The organism is Streptomyces sp. FXJ1.172 (assembly GCF_001636945.3).
Lineage (GTDB): Bacteria > Actinomycetota > Actinomycetes > Streptomycetales > Streptomycetaceae > Streptomyces.
In genome coordinates, this window is the sequence record NZ_CP119133.2 from 6246928 (window position 1) to 6265913 (window position 18986).

General features: G+C 71.6%; 13 protein-coding genes. 7 read left to right on the plus strand and 6 right to left on the minus strand.

Annotated elements, in window-relative coordinates; translation table 11 throughout:
• Positions 1–45 precede the first annotated feature (45 nt).
• A complete protein-coding gene (locus A6P39_RS28020; RefSeq protein ID WP_067039342.1) occupies positions 46–1497 on the minus strand; it encodes an MFS transporter in 1452 nt (483 codons plus the stop codon).
• 83 nt (positions 1498–1580) lie between these two features.
• The gene (locus A6P39_RS28025) at positions 1581–3005 is read right to left on the minus strand and encodes an MFS transporter (protein WP_067039343.1); all 1425 of its coding nucleotides are present in this window, start codon (positions 3003–3005) and stop codon (positions 1581–1583) included.
• 103 nt (positions 3006–3108) lie between these two features.
• Here A6P39_RS28025 and A6P39_RS28030 point away from each other — a divergent pair, with 103 nt between their 5' ends.
• Both A6P39_RS28030 and dusB read left to right on the plus strand, forming a co-directional pair.
• Positions 3109–4008 (plus strand): helix-turn-helix transcriptional regulator, encoded by a 900-nt coding sequence (locus tag A6P39_RS28030; protein ID WP_067039344.1) that lies wholly within the window; start codon positions 3109–3111, stop codon positions 4006–4008.
• Between the two features lie 50 nt (positions 4009–4058).
• Positions 4059–5189 carry a tRNA dihydrouridine synthase DusB gene (dusB, locus tag A6P39_RS28035; RefSeq protein ID WP_067039345.1) on the plus strand — a complete coding sequence of 377 codons (1131 nt, stop codon included), beginning with the start codon at positions 4059–4061 and terminating at the stop codon, positions 5187–5189.
• Here the strand turns inward: dusB and A6P39_RS28040 are convergent, their stop codons facing one another.
• From A6P39_RS28040 to A6P39_RS28050, 3 genes are all read right to left on the minus strand, one after another.
• A complete protein-coding gene (locus A6P39_RS28040; protein WP_443052989.1) occupies positions 5190–6995 on the minus strand; it encodes a CDP-alcohol phosphatidyltransferase in 1806 nt (601 codons plus the stop codon).
• A 123-nt stretch (positions 6996–7118) separates the two neighbouring features.
• Positions 7119–9056, minus strand: a complete 1938-nt coding sequence (locus A6P39_RS28045) for an amylo-alpha-1,6-glucosidase (RefSeq protein ID WP_067039346.1) — start codon at positions 9054–9056, stop codon at positions 7119–7121.
• A complete protein-coding gene (locus tag A6P39_RS28050; RefSeq protein ID WP_234378704.1) occupies positions 9053–10603 on the minus strand; it encodes an MGH1-like glycoside hydrolase domain-containing protein in 1551 nt (516 codons plus the stop codon). The genes A6P39_RS28045 and A6P39_RS28050 overlap by 4 nt, the downstream gene beginning before the upstream one ends.
• 131 nt (positions 10604–10734) lie before the next feature.
• Here A6P39_RS28050 and A6P39_RS28055 point away from each other — a divergent pair, with 131 nt between their 5' ends.
• Together A6P39_RS28055 and ppdK are read left to right on the plus strand one after the other, a co-directional pair.
• Positions 10735–11955 (plus strand): ROK family protein, encoded by a 1221-nt coding sequence (locus A6P39_RS28055; RefSeq protein WP_199840661.1) that lies wholly within the window; start codon positions 10735–10737, stop codon positions 11953–11955.
• Between the two features lie 409 nt (positions 11956–12364).
• Positions 12365–15085, plus strand: a complete 2721-nt coding sequence (gene ppdK, locus A6P39_RS28060) for a pyruvate, phosphate dikinase (protein WP_067039348.1) — start codon at positions 12365–12367, stop codon at positions 15083–15085.
• Positions 15086–15244: 159 nt separating this feature from the next.
• Here ppdK and A6P39_RS28065 read toward each other — a convergent pair whose 3' ends face one another.
• Positions 15245–15796 (minus strand): DUF4232 domain-containing protein, encoded by a 552-nt coding sequence (locus A6P39_RS28065; RefSeq protein WP_067039349.1) that lies wholly within the window; start codon positions 15794–15796, stop codon positions 15245–15247.
• 189 nt (positions 15797–15985) lie between these two features.
• Between A6P39_RS28065 and A6P39_RS28070 the strand changes: the two genes are divergently transcribed.
• From A6P39_RS28070 to A6P39_RS28080, 3 genes are read left to right on the plus strand one after another with little or no spacing between them, the layout of a single operon-like run.
• Positions 15986–17239, plus strand: a complete 1254-nt coding sequence (locus A6P39_RS28070) for an ABC transporter substrate-binding protein (protein ID WP_199840662.1) — start codon at positions 15986–15988, stop codon at positions 17237–17239.
• A complete protein-coding gene (locus A6P39_RS28075) occupies positions 17236–18138 on the plus strand; it encodes a carbohydrate ABC transporter permease (RefSeq protein ID WP_067039350.1) in 903 nt (300 codons plus the stop codon). Before A6P39_RS28070 ends, A6P39_RS28075 begins: the two co-directional genes overlap by 4 nt.
• On the plus strand, positions 18131–18964 hold the full coding sequence (locus tag A6P39_RS28080; RefSeq protein WP_067039351.1) for a carbohydrate ABC transporter permease: 834 nt from the start codon (positions 18131–18133) through the stop codon (positions 18962–18964). The genes A6P39_RS28075 and A6P39_RS28080 overlap by 8 nt, the downstream gene beginning before the upstream one ends.
• Positions 18965–18986 lie beyond the last annotated feature (22 nt).

An 18986-nucleotide genomic window follows, 5' to 3' on the forward strand; every position in this document is an offset into this window, starting at 1 on the left:
GGCCTGAGGGGGAGCGGCCCGGCCCGAAGGGGAAGCGGGCCGCGCTCAGGACCCGGCCGAAACCCCGATGGCGCTCTTGATCTCGGCCGACTCCAGCTGCTCGGCGGTCCGCTCGGCCGTCCCCCGTGCCCACCGCCCGCTGCTGACCAGCCCGAGGACGAGCACGGCCAGTCCGCACGCCGTGAGGATCCACCAGCCGGGGCGGGCCGCCGAGACGAAGGCCTGGTGGTACGAGGACGCGCCGATGCCGGAGGCCAGGACGGCGCCGAGCACCGCGACGCCGAGGGTCTGGCCCAGCTGCCGGCTCGTGGAGGCGACCGCGGCGGCGACGCCGGCCTGGGCGCGGGGCATGCCCGACACCGCCGTGTTGGTGATCGGCGCGTTGACGAAGCCGAAGCCGATGCCGAACAGGGCGTAGCCGAGCAGCAGGGTGACGTTCGACGTCTCCGCCTCGAAGGCCGCGAAGAGGACTCCGCTCGCCGTCATCGCCGTACCGGCGATCAGGAGCGGGAGGCGGGGGCCGCGGGTGCCGACCAGGCGGCCGGAGACGGGCGCGCACAGGAAGGTCGGCACGGCCATCGGGAGCATCCACAGGCCGGCGTGCAGGGCGTTCAGGCCGCGCACGTTCTGCAGGTACAGCGTCGACAGGAACAGGAAACCGCCCAGCGCGGCGAACGCGCTGATCGCGATCACCGTGGCCCCGCTGAACGGCGCCGAGCGGAAGAAACGCAGGTCGATGAGGGGTTCGGCGCGCCGGGGTTCGTACCGCAGGAGGGCCAGCAGGGCGGCCAGGGCGAGCGCCATGAAGGGGGCCACCACGGCCGCGCTCGAGTCCGGTGCCTCGATGATCGCGTACGTCAGCGAGCCGAACAGGGCGATGACCAGGAGCTGGCCGACCGGGTCCGGCCTGCGGGCCTTGGGCGCCCGGGACTCCGGGACGAAGCGGAGGGTGAGCAGGAGGGCCGCGAGGCCGACCGGGAGGTTGATCCAGAAGATCGCGCGCCAGCTCACCGACTGCACCAGCAGGCCGCCGACCAGCGGGCCCGCCGCCATGGATATGCCGACCACCGCGCCCCACGCCCCGATCGCCCGGGCGCGCTCACGGGCGTCGGTGAAGGTGTTGGTGATGATCGACATGGCGACCGGGTTGAGCATCGAGCCGCCGACCGCCTGCACCATCCGGAACACGACCAGCAGGGTCAGGTTCGGCGCCACCGAGCAGAGCACGGAGCCGATGGTGAACACCGTCAGGCCCAGCATGAACACCCGCTTGCGGCCGATCCGGTCGGCCGTCGAGCCGGCCAGCATCAGCAGCGAGGCGAGCACCAGCGTGTAGGCGTCGATCGTCCACTGCAGGCCGGAGGTGGTGGCGTGCAGATCGCGCTGCAGGGAGGGCAGCGCCACGTTCAGCACCGTGTTGTCGAGGCTCACGATCAGCAGGCTCATGCAGCAGATCGCGAGTACGAGCAGACGGCGGCGGTGGCTCAACTCGGGCATGGTCTCATCGTACCCGATTTCAATAGTGCGTCTAACTAATGAATGATACATGATCTCTCGCGCTGCGGGGCCGGGGTCCCGTCTCACCCCAGTACCCGGGGCAGCCTGAGCCCAAGCCGGCCCAGCCCCAGCAGTCCCGCCGCCTGCACAGCCAGCACCGCCGCCAGCGCCTGCCGCATGCCGAGTCCCGCGGTGAGCGACAGGAACAGCGAGCCGAGCGTCGCGACCCCCACGGCCAGGCACGACTGCTGCAGCGTGGCCGCCAGCCCGCTGCCCGCACCCGCCAGCCGTGCCGGGATCGCGGCCAGCAGGATCCGGTAGTAGAGGGGGAGCTGGAGGCCCTGGCCGATGCCGCACAGGACCAGGCCGGGGGAGAGCAGGAGCGGGCTCAGGTGCGGCCAGGGGCCCAGCAGCACCGTCGTCACCACCGTCGTCAGGCCCGCGATGTGCACCGCCGCCGCCAGTGCCACCGCCCGTCCGCCGAACCGCCGTACGGCACGCGGTGCCAGCATCGACGCGGCGAACTGCGCCACCCCCATCGGCACCAGTGTCAGCCCCGCCCGCAACGGCCCGTATCCCAGGCCCTGTTGCAGGGTCACCGCGCTCACGAACATCCAGCCCGCGAAGCCGACGAACACCGGCAGCCCCAGCAGCAGACCCCGGCGGACCTCCGGCGAGGCCAGCAGGGACGGCGGCAGCAGCGGGCTCCCGCCGTCCCGCTCGGCCCGGCGCTCCACCAGGTAGAACGCGACCGCGGGCAGCGGCGCCGCGCACAGCAGCAGCACCGACCACAGCGGCCAGCCCGCCGCCCGGCCCTCGGTCAGCGGCAGCAGCAGCGCGATCAGCGTCGCCGCCAGCAGCGCCGTACCGGCGAGATCCGTGTGCGCCGGGCGCTCCGCCCGGCTGTCCGGCACCGTCCGCAGCGCGCAGACCAGCGCCGCGACGGCCACCGGCACGTTCACGAGGAACACCGCGCGCCAGCCGGTGCCCGCCCAGTCGGCCGCCACCAGTACCCCGCCCAGCACCTGCCCGAGGACGACGGACACCCCGCCGACCGAGCCGTACAGGGCGACCGCGCGGGCCCGCCGCTCGCCGGACGTCGTCGCGTGCAGCGTGGCCAGCACCTGCGGCAGCAGCGCCGCCGACGCGGCCCCCTGCGCCACCCGCGCCGCCACCAGCCACCAGGCGCCCGGCGCCAGCCCGCAGGCCAGTGAGGTCAGCCCGAAGCCGGTCACCCCCCACAGGAACATCCGCCGCCGGCCGAAGCTGTCCCCGAGCCGGCCGCCGAGGACCAGCAGCACCGCGTACGCCACCGCGTACCCGGCCACCACCATCTCCAGCGTGGCCGCGGGAGCGTGCAGATCGTGCTCGATCGTCGGCAGGGCGACATTGACGATGAAGAAGTCGATCATCGGCAGGGCGCACCCGAGCAGCAGGGTGAACAGGCCGAGGGGGGTCAGTGCCCGGGGCGCGGCTTTCACGGTGGGAGAGGTCGTCGTCGTGGTCACGCCCTCGACTCTCGGGCAGCGCCCACCGGGGTACCAGGCGGTATTTATCCGGGTACCGGCACCAACTGGAACCGCGGTACGCGGACACGGCACCCTTGATCCCATGACCGTCGCAGCGCCGGAACACCTCGCGGAGCAGAACCGGGTGCAGGACCGGGAGCAGCCCAGGGAACAGCACGTACGGCGCCGGGAACTGGCCGCCTTCCTGCGCAGCCGGCGCGAGCGCGTCACCCCGGAGCAGGTGGGCCTGCCGCGCGGGACCCGGCGCCGTACGCCGGGACTGCGCCGGGAGGAGGTCGCCCAGCTCTCCGCGGTCGGGGTCACCTGGTACACCTGGATCGAGCAGGCCCGCGCCACCCATGTCTCCGCCCAGGTGCTGGACGCCGTCGCCCGCGCGCTGCTGATGGATCCCGCCGAGCGCGCCCACCTCTTCGCCCTCGCCGGGACCGTCGACCCGCGCACCGAGGCCGAGTGCCCGGTCGTGTCCACGTCCGCACGGAAGATCGTCGAGCGGCTCGCGCCCTACCCCGCCTCCCTGCAGAACGCCCGCTACGACGTCCTCGCCGCCAACCGCCCCTACGCCCAGCTCTTCGGTGACCTCGCCGACCTGCCTCCGGCCGACCGCAACTGTCTGTGGCTGCTGGCCACCAGCGAGCGCTGGAAGCGGGACTTCCTCGACCGGGACGAGATGCTGCGCGACCTGATCGCCAAGTACCGGGCGGCCATGGCCGAGCATGTGGCCGAGCCCGTGTGGAAGCAGCACCGGGACCGGTTGCTGGCGGCCTCCGAGGAGTTCCGCGAGCTGTGGGAACGGCACGAGGTCGCGCCGATGTCCCCGCACGTCAAGCGGTACCGGCACCCGGTGGTCGGCCTGGTGCGCCTCGAACACCGCACCATGTGGCTGGCCCCGCAGTCACCCGCCCACCGGGTGGTCGCGTACGTCCCCGCCGACGAGGAGACCGAGGAGCGGCTGGAGCGGCTGGCGGAGCTGCCGGACGAGTGAGGGACAATGGGTGCTTGCCCTGTGCTGTACGTCCGCCCCGGAGTCGTCTGATGACCTACCCGCTCTCCATCGGCCCGCACGCCGTGACACCGCCCGTCGTGCTCGCACCCATGGCGGGGATCACCAACGCGCCCTTCCGCACCCTGTGCAGGGAGTTCTCCGGCGGCAAGGGCCTGTTCGTCAGCGAGATGATCACGACCCGGGCGCTGGTCGAGCGCAACGCGAAGACCATGCAGCTGATCAGGTTCGACGCGAGCGAGCAGCCGCGCTCGATCCAGCTGTACGGCGTCGACCCGGCGACCGTCGGCAAGGCCGTCCGCATGATCGCGGAGGAGGACCTGGCCGACCACATCGACCTGAACTTCGGCTGCCCGGTGCCCAAGGTCACCAGGAAGGGCGGCGGCTCGGCCCTGCCCTACAAGCGGAACCTGCTGCGCGCGATCCTGCGCGAGGCGGTCAGCGGGGCCGGTGACCTGCCGGTGACGATGAAGATGCGCAAGGGCATCGACGACGACCACATCACCTACCTCGACGCCGGCCGCATCGCCGTCGAGGAGGGTGTGACGGCCATCGCCCTGCACGGCCGTACGGCAGCCCAGCACTACGGCGGCACCGCCGACTGGGAGGCCGTCGCGCGCCTCAAGGAGCACGTCCCGGAGATCCCGGTGCTCGGCAACGGCGACATCTGGTCGGCCGAGGACGCGCTGCGCATGGTCCGGGAGACCGGCTGCGACGGAGTCGTGGTCGGGCGCGGGTGCCTGGGCCGGCCCTGGCTGTTCGCCGACCTGGTCGCGGCCTTCGAGGGGCGGAGCGATTTCCGGCGGCCGACGCTGCGGGAGGTGGCCGACGTCATGGTCCGGCACGCGACCCTGCTGGGCGAGTGGCTCGGCGACGAGTCCAAGGGCGTGATCGACTTCCGCAAGCACGTCGCCTGGTACCTGAAGGGCTTCGCGGTCGGCTCCGAGATGCGCGGGCGCCTCGCGATCACCTCCTCGCTGGCTGAACTTCGCGCCGGACTGGCCGAGCTGGACCTCGACCAGGCCTGGCCGCTCGGTGCCGACGGCCCGCGCGGCCGTACGTCCGGCAACAACCGGGTGGTCCTGCCGGACGGCTGGCTGAAGGACCCGTACGACTGCGCGGGGATCAGCGAGGACGCCGAACTCGACACGTCCGGCGGCTGATCAGTTCCGCTTCGGGTGCGGCGTCGAGCCGAACGCCCTCAGGAAGCGGTCGCGGAAGTCGCTCATCTTCCAGACGGGGGCGGTGTGGGCGGGGCGCAGGCCCTCGGTCCAGTTCCAGCTCGCGAGCTTGTCGAGGACCTTGGGGTCCTTGGCGACGATCGAGACCGGGACGTCACGGCTGGCGTGGTTGCCGCTGACGTGGGCGTTCGGCTGGTGGTCGCCGAGGAAGACCAGCACGGTGTTCTCGTTGCCGTAGCGCTCCAGCCACTGGGTCAGGGCCGTCACCGTGTACTGGACGGACTTGCCGTACTCCTGCTTGGAGTGGGTGTCGTCGGTCAGGGTGTAGGAGGACGGGTGGCCCGCCTTCTCGACGGAGTCGAAGACGGAGCCGTTGCCCAGCTGGTCCCAGGGGACCATCTTGGGGATCGGCGCCCAGGGGGTGTGGCTGGAGGTCAGGATGAGCAGCGACATCCGTGACTTGCCGTCGGCCGGCCGCTTGCTGTGCACCCGGTCCTGGTACTGCTGGAGCGTGTACTGGTCCGGCATCGTCGACCAGCTGAACTTCGGCCCCTCGTAGCCGAGTTGGAAGGCGTTGTAGACCTTGTCCAGGCCGTACCACTTCTGCTCCGGCCACGCCTTCTGCACGCCCGGCATCACCCCGACCGTGTCGAAGGCGCCGGTCTTCTTGAACGCGTCGGTCAGGCTCATGTGGTCGCTCGCCATGACCGTGCGGTAGCGCTGCTGGTTGCTGATCCACAGGCCCGACATGGTGGTGGAGTGGCCGAGCCAGCTGCTGCCGCCGTAGGTCGCCGAGGTCAGCCAGCCGCTCTTGGCGTGGAAGCCCGCCTTGGCCAGCGCCTCGGTACGGGCGTCGAGGGTCGCGTCGACGCCGGGCGCCATGACCGGGTCCTCGACGGCGCTACGGCCGTAGCTCTCGATGAACGTGAAGATCATGTCCTTGCCGCGCAGATCCGGGACCAGCTGGCTGCCCGGCGTGTTCCCGAAGGCGTCGACCTTGGCCACCTTCTGGAACTCGGCCTCGTCCCTGAGCGTGTCCGAGATCCGGTGGGCCTGGTCCTTCAGCGCGGTGGCGGTGGTGTCGGCGGCCAGCGGCACGCCGGACATCTGCAGCCCGAGCGAGGAGCAGGTGATCCACGCGACCCCGGCGACCAGTGTGCCGCGGGTTGCGAGGGCGGTGTGCCGGGCGAGCAGATTGCTCAGCCGGACCATGGACAGCGCCAGCAGCACGAACAGCAGCAGCACGACCGTGATCACACCGGCCACGAGGACCAGGGTCTCCGTACGGCCGACGGAGTCCTCCAGGTACGACTCCGCGTCACCGAACAGGCTCCAGTCGAGCACGACGTTGAACCCGCGGCCGAGGTACTGGTTGAACCCCATGTCCAGCAGGTTCAGCACGGTCATCGCCGCCAGCGCCACACCGGAGACGGCCGCCAGCACGATCCGCGGCCGGCGCGGCAGCGCGATCATCACGGCCGCCCCGATCACCGCCTCCGCCGGTATCCGCAGGAACTGCGAAGGATCCAGCCGGGCCATGGAGTTGGGCATCACGAGCGCGACGACGACAAGGGCCGCGGCCAGCACGGTGACCGTGACGGACAGCACCTGGACGGCGGCCGGATGTCCGGCCCGCCACCGCCGTGTCCACGCGGACACCACGGCCCAGGGCCGGGGGAAGGTCCTCGGCAAGGGCCGGGCAGCGGGAGCGGGCGCGGGAGCTTCATCGGGGATGCCGTCCGGCGCCTCGGTCTCCCCCGCCGTACCCGGTTCCTGGCGCGTACTCATGTCCTGGGACAACCCGAAGGTCCTTCCGTGCGAGACCCGTATCGCCGTCTCGTACGGCCGCTCCCCGCCCCCTGTTCAGGGCGGTGGGCAAACACCGGGCAAATACGGGCCCCGCCCCGTCCGCTACGCCCCGCCCACGGCCGTGAGCAGGGCGAGCGGCGCCGCGGCCGACCGGGACTCCCGCACACAGGCGTGCGGATACGGCACCGGCTCCGGATGCGTGTCCCTCCCGTAGCCCGCCAGGACCTCCGGGAGCCGGTACCCCGCCGCCGTCGCCGCGTCGACCAGCGCGTGCGCCACGGTCCGCGCCTCGTCGTGCAGCCCGTAGCGGGCCAGCCCCAGCGTGATCAGCGCGTTGTCATGGGGCCACACCGAGCCCCGGTGATACGACAGTGGGTGGTACGCGGGCTGACCGGCGGCCACCGTGCGCACACCCCAGCCGGAGAAGAAGTCCGGCTCCAGCAGCCGCCGGCCCACCTGCTCGCCGTACTCCTTGTCCAGCAGCCCCGACCACAGCAGGTGCCCGGCGTCGGAGGCGAGCGCGTCGATCCGGCTGCCCCGGCCGTCGAGCGCGAGGGCCGGGAAGGACCGCTCCGGCATCCAGAAGTCCCGCTGGAAACGGTCCCGGAGATCGGCCGCCGCCTGCTCGAGCAGCGCCGCGTACGTCTCGTCGGCCCACATCGTCCGCGCCACCCAGGCCGTGCGGCGCAGCGCGTCGTACGCATACCCCTGCGCGCCCGCCGCCATCACCGCGCCGCTCGGCCGGGTGCCGTCGGCGCAGCAGATCGCGCCGGGGGAGTCCTTCCAGTTCTGGTTGGCGAGACCGCCCTCGTCGGCGCGGTAGACGAGATAGCCGCGCGAGGTCAGCCCGCCGTGGTCCAGCATCCAGCCGACGGCGGCACGCGCGTGCGGTTCCAGCCGGCGGGCCAGGTCCGCGTCCCCGGTCCGCTCGGCGTACGCGCCGAGCAGGATCAGGAACAGCGGGGTCGCGTCGACCGAGCCGTAGTACCGCCCGAACGGCACCTGCCCGAAGTGCGCCAGTTCGCCGTGCCGTACCTCGTGCACGATCTTGCCGGGCTGGGCGACCGGGGACGGGCCGGAGCCGGTCGCCTGGGCGGCGGCCAGGGCGAGGAGGGTGGCGGCGGCCGGCTGCGGCCGGTACGGCAGCGCGAACAGGGAGGTCAGCAGCGCGTCCCGGCCGAGCAGGGTGAGGTACCAGGGGGCGCCGGCGGCCGGCACGCGCAGCTCCTCGCCGTCCGGTCCGGTGGCCGGCACCTGGAGCACGGCCAGGTCGGCGAGGCCGCGCGCACACGCCTCCGCCAGCTCCGGCCAGCCGGTCGGGAAGGCCACGCCCTCCACGAACTGCCCTTCCAAGGCGAGCCGTTGTTCCTGCACGGCGGCGGGGTCGCGCGGCACCCGCAGGGCCCGCCGCTCGCCGTGCGGGCGGGCGATCACGCGCAGCACCAGCTCGGTCGTGCCGTGCGCCGGGAGGTCGAGGCTCCACACCAGGCGTCGGGCGCCGGTGCCGGTCTCCTCCACGGCGTCGGGCGCCGGGTCGGCCGTGATCGCCGTACGGGACCGCCATTCGGCGCGCCGGTAGGTGAACTCGATGCCGTCGTCCGTGACTTCGCGGGAGCGTACGGCGCCGGGCTTGACGTAGGTGCGGTGGTCGGAGCGCAGTTCGAACTGGTCGGTGAAGTCGGCGTCGGCGGTGATGGCGAGCCGGACCGTGGTGGGCACCGGGCGGTTGCTGGTCACCCGCAGCGACTCCACGAACGAGCTGTCGCCGACGGCCTGGTGACGGAAGACGGTGTGGGCCGGGGGTTCCTGCCGGCCGCCGCGCGGGACGAGCACACAGCGGGCCGCGTCACCGTCGGCGACCGGGGTGAGCACCTCGGGCACGGCGCCGTCGAGGGTGAGCTGCCAGCGGCTGAGGTGCCGGGCGTCCCGGACGAACAGCCCGTCCGGGGAGCCGCTGCCCCGTACCCCGCTGATGTCGCCCCGGTCGCCCACGGCGGCGAACGTCGCCCCGTGCACGAGCAGATGATGCCGGTCCGTCATCGCCGGTCTCCTCCTTTGTCACTCGTGTCGAACGTGCCGGTGGCCGCACTGGACACGCCCTCGCGGGCGCCCTTGAGAAGCTCTTGGTACGGACTTTGTCGGGGCTCTTGGCGCAGGTCGTGATGGAGGCCGTGGTGCAGGTCGAGGGGCAGATCGTGGTGCGGATCGTGGTGCAGGTCGTGGTGCAGGTCGAGGGCGAGCGCGGCGGTCCAGCCGAAGCCGGTCGCGCCGCAGGCCTCGCCGGTGTAAGGGTCGACGTACTCCGCGAAGCCGGTGGCGTCCGCCAGGTGCAGTACGGCCGTGCGCAGGGCGTCGGCCAGCGGCAGCTCCCCGTGCGCGCGCAGCCCGCGCTCCACCAGCCAGCTCGTGTTGAACCAGGCGGGCCCGCGCCAGTAGCGGTGCGGGTCGAAGGCCTCGCCCAGCAGGTCGTAGCTGGGCACCAGCCGGGTGCGGTCGCCGAGCCCGAAGTGCGGCCCGCACAGGGTGCGCACGAGCGCCGCGGCGATGTCCCGGGGCAGCCCGGGAAGCATGAGGGGGATCAGCCCGCTGACGCCCCGCTCGCGGACGAGCCCCCCGTCCCCGCGCAGGTCCCGGCACAGGAACAGGCCGGCCGCCGGGTCCCACAGCCGCTCCACCAGCGCCGCCGTCAGCCGCTCCGCGCGCGTGCGGCGGGCGGTGCCGTCCGCGCCCAGCTCCGCGGCGATCCGGGCGAGCGCGTGCTCGGAGGCGATGAGCAGGGCGTTGAAGGCGGGGTCCTCGACGGCGAACTCGTGGCCCTTATCGGCGTATTCACCATCGCGGTAGTCGGCGGCCAGCCGCACGTACCGCCCGTAGTCCAGGTCCGTCGGCCGGTCCTCGGGCGCCGTGTGGTCGAGGTCGGCGCGGCGGAAGGAACGGGCCGGGGCCGGGGTGATCCGGGCCAGCGGGGCGTCCCAGCAGGGGCTGTTGTCCATGCCCTGCTCCCAGGGGTGGACCACCGACACCAGCCCCGCGCCGCCCAGGTCCCGGCGGTGCAGCAGATAGCGGTGCCAGGCGGCCAGGCGCGGGTGGACCCGGGCCAGGAAGCCGCGGGAGCGCGAGAGCACCGGGTCGGCGCGGTGCACCAGCCAGGCCGCGAGCGCGTGCACCGGTGGCTGCACGATGCCCGACGTCTGTACGGTGCGCGGGGCGCCCGCGGTGCGTCCGGCGGTGGAGGAGCGCCAGAAGTCGGGGCTCGGGAAGTAGGCGTCGAGCGGTACGGAGGGGTTGAAGACGATGTGCGGGACGCGCCCGTCGGCCCACTGCGCGGCCAGCAGCGTCTCCAGCTCGGTCTGCGCCCGCAGCGGCGAGACGTGCCTGAGGCCGATGGCGATGAACGCCGAGTCCCAGGACCACTGGTGCGGGTACAGGCTCCGGGAGGGGACCGTCGAGGCGCCCGTCCAGTTCGCCTCCAGCACCCGGGCCGCCCTGACGTGCAACGACGTCTCGGAGGCCGTCCCTGAGCCGGGGAGATCGTATGCGATCGCGTCCTGTGCGGAACGGGCGGTGAACTGGGCAGAGCGATCCACTCGGGGCTCCCCGAAGACGAAGACGCCCGGCCGGGCCGACCGGGTTTGGTTGTGGCTACCGTGGGGTTACGTCTATTTAACACGCAAAACCCACTATGTAATGCAGGGTTGAGGAACACAAGGGGGTGCGCATGACCGGACGTCCGGGAAGGGCCGTCAGGAGCGGCGGCGGCCAGGCCGGCGCCGGAGAGCTGCTCGAACTGGTGCGCAGCGGCCGGGCGGTGACGCGCGGCGCGCTGCAGCAGGTCACCGGGCTGTCCCGGGCCACCGTCGGCCAGCGCCTGGACCGGCTGTTCAGAGCCGGCTGGCTGCGCGAGGGCGCCGGCGGCCCGGTCGGCTCACCGCTCGGCGGACGGCCCTCCATCACCCTGGAGTTCGACGGCTCCCACGCCGTCGTCCTCGCCGCCGACCTGGACACCCGGCACGCCCGCGCGGCCGTGCTCTCCCTGACCGGCGAGATACTCGCCGAGCACTCGGGCACCCTGGTGGTCGAGGACGGCCCGGAGATCGTCCTCGGTGAACTCGGCGGCTGGTTCGCCGAATTGCTGGAGAAGGCCGGACATCCGGCTCGGGTGTGCGGCATCGGGCTCGCGGTGACCGGGCCGGTGGACAGCGAGAACGGCCGGGTGGTGCAGCCGCCGATGATGCCGGGCTGGGACGGCTACGACATAACGGGCCGCCTCTCGCGGGCCTACACCGAGCACACCGGGGCCCCGGCCGTCCCGGTCCTGGTCGACAACGACGCCAACCTCATGGCGTACGGCGAACAGCGCGCGGCACACCCCGACTGCCGGGCGTTCGTACTGGTCAAGGTGTCCACCGGCATCGGCGCCGGGGTCGTGGTCGACGGCTCGATCTACCGGGGCGTCGACGGCGGCGCCGGGGACATCGGGCACATCCGGGTCGGCGCGGACGCGCTGTGCCGGTGCGGCTCGTACGGCTGCCTCGCCGCCGTCGCGAGCGGGGGCGCGGTGGCCCGGCGCCTCGCGGAGTCCGGGGTGCCGGCCGCCTCCGGCTCGGACGTACGGGACCTGCTGGCGGCCGGGCATCCGCAGGCGGCGGCGCTGGCCCGGGAGGCGGGGCGCCGGGTCGGGGACGTACTGGCGACGGTGGTGACCCTGCTCAACCCCGGCGTGCTGATGATCGCGGGCGATCTGGCCGGCACCCCCTTCCTCACCGGCGTGCGCGAACTGCTCTACCAGCGGGCGCTGCCCCGCTCGACGGCCCACCTGGACGTCGTCACCTCCCGGCTCGGCGAGCGGGCCGCGCTCATCGGAGCGGGGGCGCTGGTCGTGGAACACCTCTACGCGCCGGAGCGGGTGGAGGAGCGACTGCTCGCACTGGGCGTGTGACGAGGGCGTTTCCGGGTACCGGGAAGCGGTCCGCATGGTGAAATCCGGCGGGCTGTGGCAGCGTGATTCTCGCCACCCTTGATAAGGGTTGCGCTCAGATGAGCGGATCATGGGCGACTGCACTTCTCCAAGGGGTGGCACTGGGTGCCACCCCTTGATCGTTCATCGATCGAAATCAGACGTGCAGGATGGGCGCTCATCTGAGCAATAAACCCCAGTTTAAGGAGTGCTTGCGTTCAAGAAGTGAATACATATGGCCGCGTCGGCTTGCCAAGCTTTGACTTTCGATCCGGTGGCGGACGGGTGGTTACAGGCGCATGACGCGCAAGTGGACATACCCATGGACCTTCGATCTGGGTATGTTCCTCGCCGTCAGGGCAGCCACCGCGGCCTCAAGGAGTCGAGACCCGTGTCGGAAAACAAAGAACCCCACGTAGCGAAGTTCGTTTACGACTTCACCGAGGGCAACAAGGACCTCAAGGACCTCCTCGGCGGCAAGGGTGCCAACCTCGCCGAGATGACCAACCTCGGTCTGCCGGTCCCTCCCGGCTTCACCATCACGACGGAGGCCTGCAAGGTCTACCTGGAGAGCGGTGAGGAGCCCGCGGCACTGCGTGACGAGGTGAGTGCGCACCTCGACGCCCTCGAGACCGGCATGGGCAAGAAGCTCGGCCAGGCCGACAACCCGCTCCTCGTGTCGGTCCGCTCGGGCGCCAAGTTCTCCATGCCCGGCATGATGGACACGGTCCTGAACATCGGCCTGTCCGACAAGTCGGTGCAGGGCCTGGCCAAGCAGGCCGGCGACGACCGGTTCGCCTGGGACTCCTACCGCCGCCTCATCCAGATGTTCGGCAAGACCGTCCTCGGTGTCGACGGCGAACTCTTCGAGGAGGCCCTCGAGGCGGCCAAGCGGGCCAAGAAGGTCACGGTCGACACCGACCTGGAGGCCGCCGACCTGAAGAAGCTGGTCACCACCTTCAAGAAGATCGTCAAGAAGGAGGCCGGCCGGGACTTCCCGCAGGACCCGCGCGAGCAGATGGACCTCGCCGTCAAGGCGGTCTTCGACTCGTGGAACGGCGACCGCGCGAAGCTGTACCGCCGCCAGGAGCGCATCCCCGGCGACCTGGGCACGGCCGTGAACATCTGCTCCATGGTCTTCGGCAACCTGGGCCCGGACTCCGGCACGGGCGTGGCGTTCACCCGCGACCCCGCCTCGGGACACCAGGGCGTCTACGGCGACTACCTCCAGAACGCCCAGGGCGAGGACGTGGTCGCGGGCATCCGCAACACGGTCCCGCTCGCGGAGCTGGAGTCGATCGACAAGAAGTCGTACGACCAGCTCATGCAGATCATGGAGACCCTGGAGAACCACTACAAGGACCTCTGCGACATCGAGTTCACCATCGAGCGCGGTCAGCTGTGGATGCTCCAGACCCGGGTCGGCAAGCGCACGGCGGGCGCCGCCTTCCGTATCGCCACCCAGCTGGTCGACCAGGGCCTGATCGACGAGACCGAGGCGCTCCAGCGCGTCACCGGCGCGCAGCTGGCCCAGTTGATGTTCCCGCGCTTCGACGAGCAGGCGAAGGTCGAGCAGGTGGGCCGTGGCATCGCCGCGTCCCCCGGCGCCGCGGTGGGCAAGGCGGTCTTCGACTCGTACACCGCCGTGAAGTGGTCGCGGTCGGGCGAGAAGGTCATCCTGGTCCGCCGTGAGACCAACCCCGACGACCTCGACGGCATGATCGCGGCCGAGGGCATCCTCACCTCGCGCGGCGGCAAGACCTCCCACGCGGCCGTGGTCGCCCGGGGCATGGGCAAGACCTGTGTCTGCGGCGCGGAGGAGCTGGAGGTCGACACCAAGCGCCGCCGGATGACGGTGCCGGGCGGTCACGTCGTGGAAGAGGGCGACCTGATCTCCATCGACGGCTCGAGCGGCAAGGTGTACCTGGGCGAGGTCCCGGTGGTCCCGTCGCCGGTCGTGGAGTACTTCGAGGGCCGCATGCACGCGGGCGCCCACGACGCCGACGAGCTGGTCGAGGCCGTGCACCGCATCATGGCCTTCGCCGACCGCAAGCGCCGGCTGCGGGTGCGCGCCAACGCGGACAACGCCGAGGACGCCCTGCGGGCACGCCGCTTCGGCGCCCAGGGCATCGGCCTGTGCCGCACGGAGCACATGTTCCTCGGCGACCGCCGCGAGCTGGTCGAGCGCCTCATCCTGGCCGACACGGAGGACGAGCGCCAGGAGAGCCTCAAGGCCCTGCTCCCGCTGCAGAAGCAGGACTTCGTGGAGCTGTTCTCGGCGATGGACGGCCTGCCCGTGACCGTCCGGCTGCTGGACCCGCCGTTGCACGAGTTCCTGCCGGACATCACGGAGCTGTCGGTCCGGGTGGCCCTGGCCGAGTCCCGCCAGGAGCCCCACGAGAACGAACTGCGCCTGCTCCAGGCCGTCCACCGCCTGCACGAGCAGAACCCGATGCTCGGCCTGCGCGGCGTACGCCTCGGCCTGGTCATCCCCGGCCTGTTCACGATGCAGGTCCGCGCGATCGCGGAGGCGGCGGCCGAACGCAAGAACGCCAAGGGCGACCCGCGTGCCGAGATCATGATCCCGCTGGTCGGCACGGTCCAGGAGCTGGAGATCGTCCGCGAGGAGGCCGACCAGGTCATCGCGGAGGTCGAGGCGGCGACGGGCACGGAGCTGAAGCTCGCGATCGGCACGATGATCGAGCTGCCGCGGGCCGCGCTGACGGCCGGCCAGATCGCCGAGGCGGCGGAGTTCTTCTCCTTCGGTACGAACGACCTCACCCAGACGGTGTGGGGCTTCAGCCGGGACGACGTGGAGGCCTCGTTCTTCACGGCGTACCTGGAGAAGGGCATCTTCGGCGTCTCCCCCTTCGAGACGATCGACAAGGACGGCGTGGGCTCCCTGGTGAAGGCGGCGGCCGAAGCGGGCCGTCGCACCCGCCCCGACCTCAAGCTCGGCGTCTGCGGCGAGCACGGCGGCGACCCGGAGTCGGTCCACTTCTTCCACGAGGCCGGTCTGGACTACGTCTCCTGCTCCCCGTTCCGCATCCCGGTCGCCCGCCTCGAGGCGGGCCGCGCGGCGACGCAGTCGGCGGGCAGCGACCACCGCTGATCCTCCCCTGACGCCGGAGCCGCCGCCTGTCCCCGACCCTCAACCGATGGGCGGCGGCTCCGGACCACGAGAAGAGAGGCGGCACCCTGTGCGGGGGTGCCGCCTCTCCGGCGTGTTCCGCTCCTTTGCCCTTCCTCTGCCTTCCCTCTGCCTTCTCTCTCAGATGACGCCGTCCACGTTCACCGGACCCACCTGGAAGATCCCGGAGCAGGTCGTCCAGGGGGCCGGTATCAGGACCGCGGCGCGGGACGCCGGCGGGTAGACGCGCAGGTAGGCGCCGGTGCGCAGGCAGGGGCCGCCCACCGGGCCGTTGGCGGTGCGGATGACCGACGCGGCCCAGTGGCCCGGGGCGAGGGTGACCGTGCCGTAGGAACGGCCGCTGCGGGTGGCCGCCGGGCCCAGCCGGCGGTGGGCGGTGTCCAGGACGCTGACGCCCGGGTAGCCGCGCAGGGCGCAGTCGGTGGTGCCGGTGTTGGTGAACCGGATCGGCTGGTACAGCGAGCCGGCCGCGCCCTCCTTGCGGCCCATGGACAGGTGCAGGTCGCTCACCGTGCAGGTACGCACGGAGGCCGGGGTGCGGCCTGCCGCCGACGGTGCGCCCCATGCCGCTCCCGCGGCCGTCAGGCCCAGCAGGGCCGCGGTCAGTACGGTGGCCGCGCCGCGCCTGGGCAGCGGACGGACGGGTTTCAGTGCGTTCGCGTGACGAAGCATGGCGTATTCGCCTCCATCGGGCGAATCGGTGGATGAAGGTCACTGTGTTGGATGCGCCCCGGGCCAAAAAAGTTGTGCGCCGCCGCCCGCCGGCGGCGTGACACATCGCCGAAACAGCCCTTTCGTAATCATCGCGCAAGGTTGATCGTTGGGCCGTGCATCGATGACCGACGTCAGGGGGCACAGACGATGACCATGAGCCGCAGGGCACTGCTGGCCGCGGGAGCCGGGGTCGGGGCCGGACTGCTCACCGCGTGCGGATCCAACACCGGGCGCGGGGGCGGGGGTTCGGGTACGGCGCTGTCGCAGTGGTATCACCAGTACGGCGAGATGGGCACCCAGCAGGCGGTGCAGCGGTACGCCGCCGCCTATCACAAGGCCCGCGTCACGGTGCAGTGGCGGCCGGGGAACTACGACCAGCAGACGGCCGCCGCCCTCCTCACCGGCTCCGGCCCGGATGTGTTCGAGGTCAACGGGCCCACCCTCGACCAGATCCAGGGCGGCCAGGTCGTCGATCTCACCGATCTGGTGGCGGGCGTCAAGGACGACTTCAATCCGGCCGTGCTCACGCCGAAGACGTACGACGGCCGGGTCTGGGGCATCCCGCAGACCATCGACATGCAGATGCTCTACTACCGCAAGAGCCTGCTGAAGGACGCCGGTGTCGCGCCGCCCACCACCCTGGACGCCCTCGTGGACGCGGCCCGAAAGCTGAGCACCAGCAAGGTCAAGGGGCTGTTCCTCGGCAACGACGGGGGAGCCGGCGTCCTCGGCGGAACTCCCCTCTACGCCGCCGGACTCCAGCTCGTCACCCTGGACGGAAAGGTCGGTTTCGACGATCCCGCAGCCGCCCGCACCCTCGGCAAGCTGCACCAGCTGTACGCCGGGAATTCCCTCCTCCTCGGTGCGCCCGCCGACTGGTCCGACCCGTCCGCCTTCCTCCAGGGGCTGACCGCGATGCAGTGGACCGGGCTGTGGGCGCTGCCGCAGATCGAGAAGGAACTCGGCGACGACTTCGGGGTGCTGCCGTTCCCGAAGGACGGCGACCAGGGCAGGCCCAGCGTGCCCGTCGGGGCCTACGGCGCCGCCGTCAGCGCGCGCAGCAGGCACCAGGACGCCGCCAAGGCCTTCGTGAAGTGGCTGTGGGTCGAACGGACCGACTACCAGGAGGACTTCGCGCTGTCGTACGGCTTCCACATCCCGGCCCGTCTCTCCCTGGCCAGGAAGGCCGCCAAACTGAAGTCCGGTGCGGCCGCCGATGCCGTGCGCTTCACCACCGACCACGGCTGTGCCCAGCCCCTGCTGTGGACACCGGCCGCCCAGGTCGCCTACCAGGACGCGCTCAGCCGGATCATCAGGAGCGGGGCGAGTCCGGAGAGCGAACTGCGGGCCGTCGTACGGAAGGTGGCCGCCGAACTCGAGCGTGTGAAGAAGAAGCCGTGAGGCGCCGCCGGGCGCTGTGGTTCTGGGTGTTCGTCGGGCCGTTCGCCGCCGGGCTGGCGCTGTTCACCTACGTTCCGCTGCTGTGGAGCGTGGGACTGAGCTTCTTCGACGCGCACAACACCGTCACGCCCACGCACTTCGCCGGGCTCGGCAACTACCGGGCGATGCTCGAGGACGACGCGTTCACCGGCAGTCTGCGGACCTTTGCCGTCTTCACCGCCTTCATCGTCCCCGTCACGTACCTCCTCTCCCTCTCGCTCGCTCTGATGGTCAACCGGGTCCGGCGGGCGCGCGCCTTCTTCCGGTCCGTCTTCTTCCTGCCGGCCGCGTGCAGCTATGTCGTCGCCGCCCTGGTCTGGAAGATGTCGATCTTCAACGGGGTGCGGTTCGGGCTGGCGAACACCGTGCTGGGCTGGTTCGGGGGCGATCCCGTGGCCTGGCTGTCCACCACGGATCCGCCCTGGTACTGGCTGGTCATCGTCACCGTACGGCTGTGGCTGCAGGCCGGCTTCTACATGGTCCTCTTCCTCGCCGGGCTCCAGCGGATCGACCCGGTGCTCTACGAGGCCGCCGCCGTGGACGGGGCCCGGCCCGGCTGGACGGTGCTGCGGCACATCACCCTGCCGCAGCTGCGGGCCACCTCGGTCGCGGTGGTGCTGCTGCTCGTGATCAACGCCTTCCAGGCCTTCGACGAGTTCTACAACCTGCTGTCCGACGCCCGGGGCTACCCGCCCTACGCCCGGCCACCGCTCGTCTACCTCTACTACACCGCGCTCGGACAGGGGCAGAACCTCGGGCTGGGCAGCGCGGGCGCGGTGATCCTCGCGCTGATCATCGCCGTCGTCACGGTGGGACAGGCGCGCTGGCTGCGGCTGGGAAGGACGGACGCCGATGGATGACGCCCTGGTACGGGCCGGGCGGGCGCTGCGGCTGGTGCTGCTGATCGTGCTCGCCCTGCTCTTCCTCATCCCCTTCTACCTGCTGGTGCGCAACGGGCTGTCCAGCGAGCAGGACATCACCTCGCCCCAATGGACGTTCTTCCCGCGGGAGTTGAGATGGGGGAACGTCCGGGAGCTGTTCGATGATCCGTCCGTGCCCTTCGCGCGGTCCCTGCTCAACTCCGCGCTGATCGCCGTCGCCACCACCCTGGGGACCCTCGTCCTGGCCTCCCTCGCCGGCTACGGCCTCGCGCGCATCCCGTACCGGCACGCGAACAAGGTCTTCTACGGCATCCTCGGCACCCTGCTGGTCCCGGCCGCCGTCACCTTCGTGCCGAGCTTTGTGCTGGTGTCGTCGCTCGGCTGGGTCTCGACCCTGCGCGGACTGATCGTCCCGACGCTGTTCTCGGCGTTCGCCTGTTTCGTCTTCCGGCAGTACTTCCTCGGGTTCCCGCGGGAGCTGGAGGACGCGGCGCAGGTCGACGGGCTCGGGTACTGGCGTACGTACTGGCTGGTGGTCGTGCCGGGCGCGCGGCCGGTGTTCGCCGCCGTCGGGACGATCGTGTTCCTCGGCGCGTGGAACTCCTTCCTGTGGCCGCTGGTGATCGGACAGGACCAGAGCGCCTGGACCGTGCAGGTCGCGCTGTCGTCCTTCACCACGTCCCAGGTGGTCCGGCTGCATGAGCTGTTCGTCGCCGCCGTCGTGTCCGTCCTGCCGCTGCTGCTGGTCTTCCTGTGCTTCCAGCGGTGGATCGTGGCGGGGGCGGAGCGTTCGGGGATCGACTGACCCCCGAACGGTTCACCGGCGG

Excerpts from the sequence above, each read along its gene's own strand:
- A6P39_RS28030 (WP_067039344.1), top strand. The coding sequence starts at position 3,109 with ATGACCGTCGCAGCGCCGGAACACCTCGCGGAGCAGAACCGGGTGCAG.
- A6P39_RS28080 (WP_067039351.1), top strand. The coding sequence starts at position 18,131 with ATGGATGACGCCCTGGTACGGGCCGGGCGGGCGCTGCGGCTGGTGCTG.
- A6P39_RS28045 (WP_067039346.1), bottom strand. The coding sequence starts at position 9,056 with ATGACGGACCGGCATCATCTGCTCGTGCACGGGGCGACGTTCGCCGCC.
- A6P39_RS28070 (WP_199840662.1), top strand. The coding sequence starts at position 15,986 with ATGACCATGAGCCGCAGGGCACTGCTGGCCGCGGGAGCCGGGGTCGGG.
- A6P39_RS28065 (WP_067039349.1), bottom strand. The coding sequence starts at position 15,796 with ATGCTTCGTCACGCGAACGCACTGAAACCCGTCCGTCCGCTGCCCAGG.
- A6P39_RS28040 (WP_443052989.1), bottom strand. The coding sequence starts at position 6,995 with ATGAGTACGCGCCAGGAACCGGGTACGGCGGGGGAGACCGAGGCGCCG.
- A6P39_RS28020 (WP_067039342.1), bottom strand. The coding sequence starts at position 1,497 with ATGCCCGAGTTGAGCCACCGCCGCCGTCTGCTCGTACTCGCGATCTGC.
- A6P39_RS28055 (WP_199840661.1), top strand. The coding sequence starts at position 10,735 with ATGACCGGACGTCCGGGAAGGGCCGTCAGGAGCGGCGGCGGCCAGGCC.
- dusB (WP_067039345.1), top strand. The coding sequence starts at position 4,059 with ATGACCTACCCGCTCTCCATCGGCCCGCACGCCGTGACACCGCCCGTC.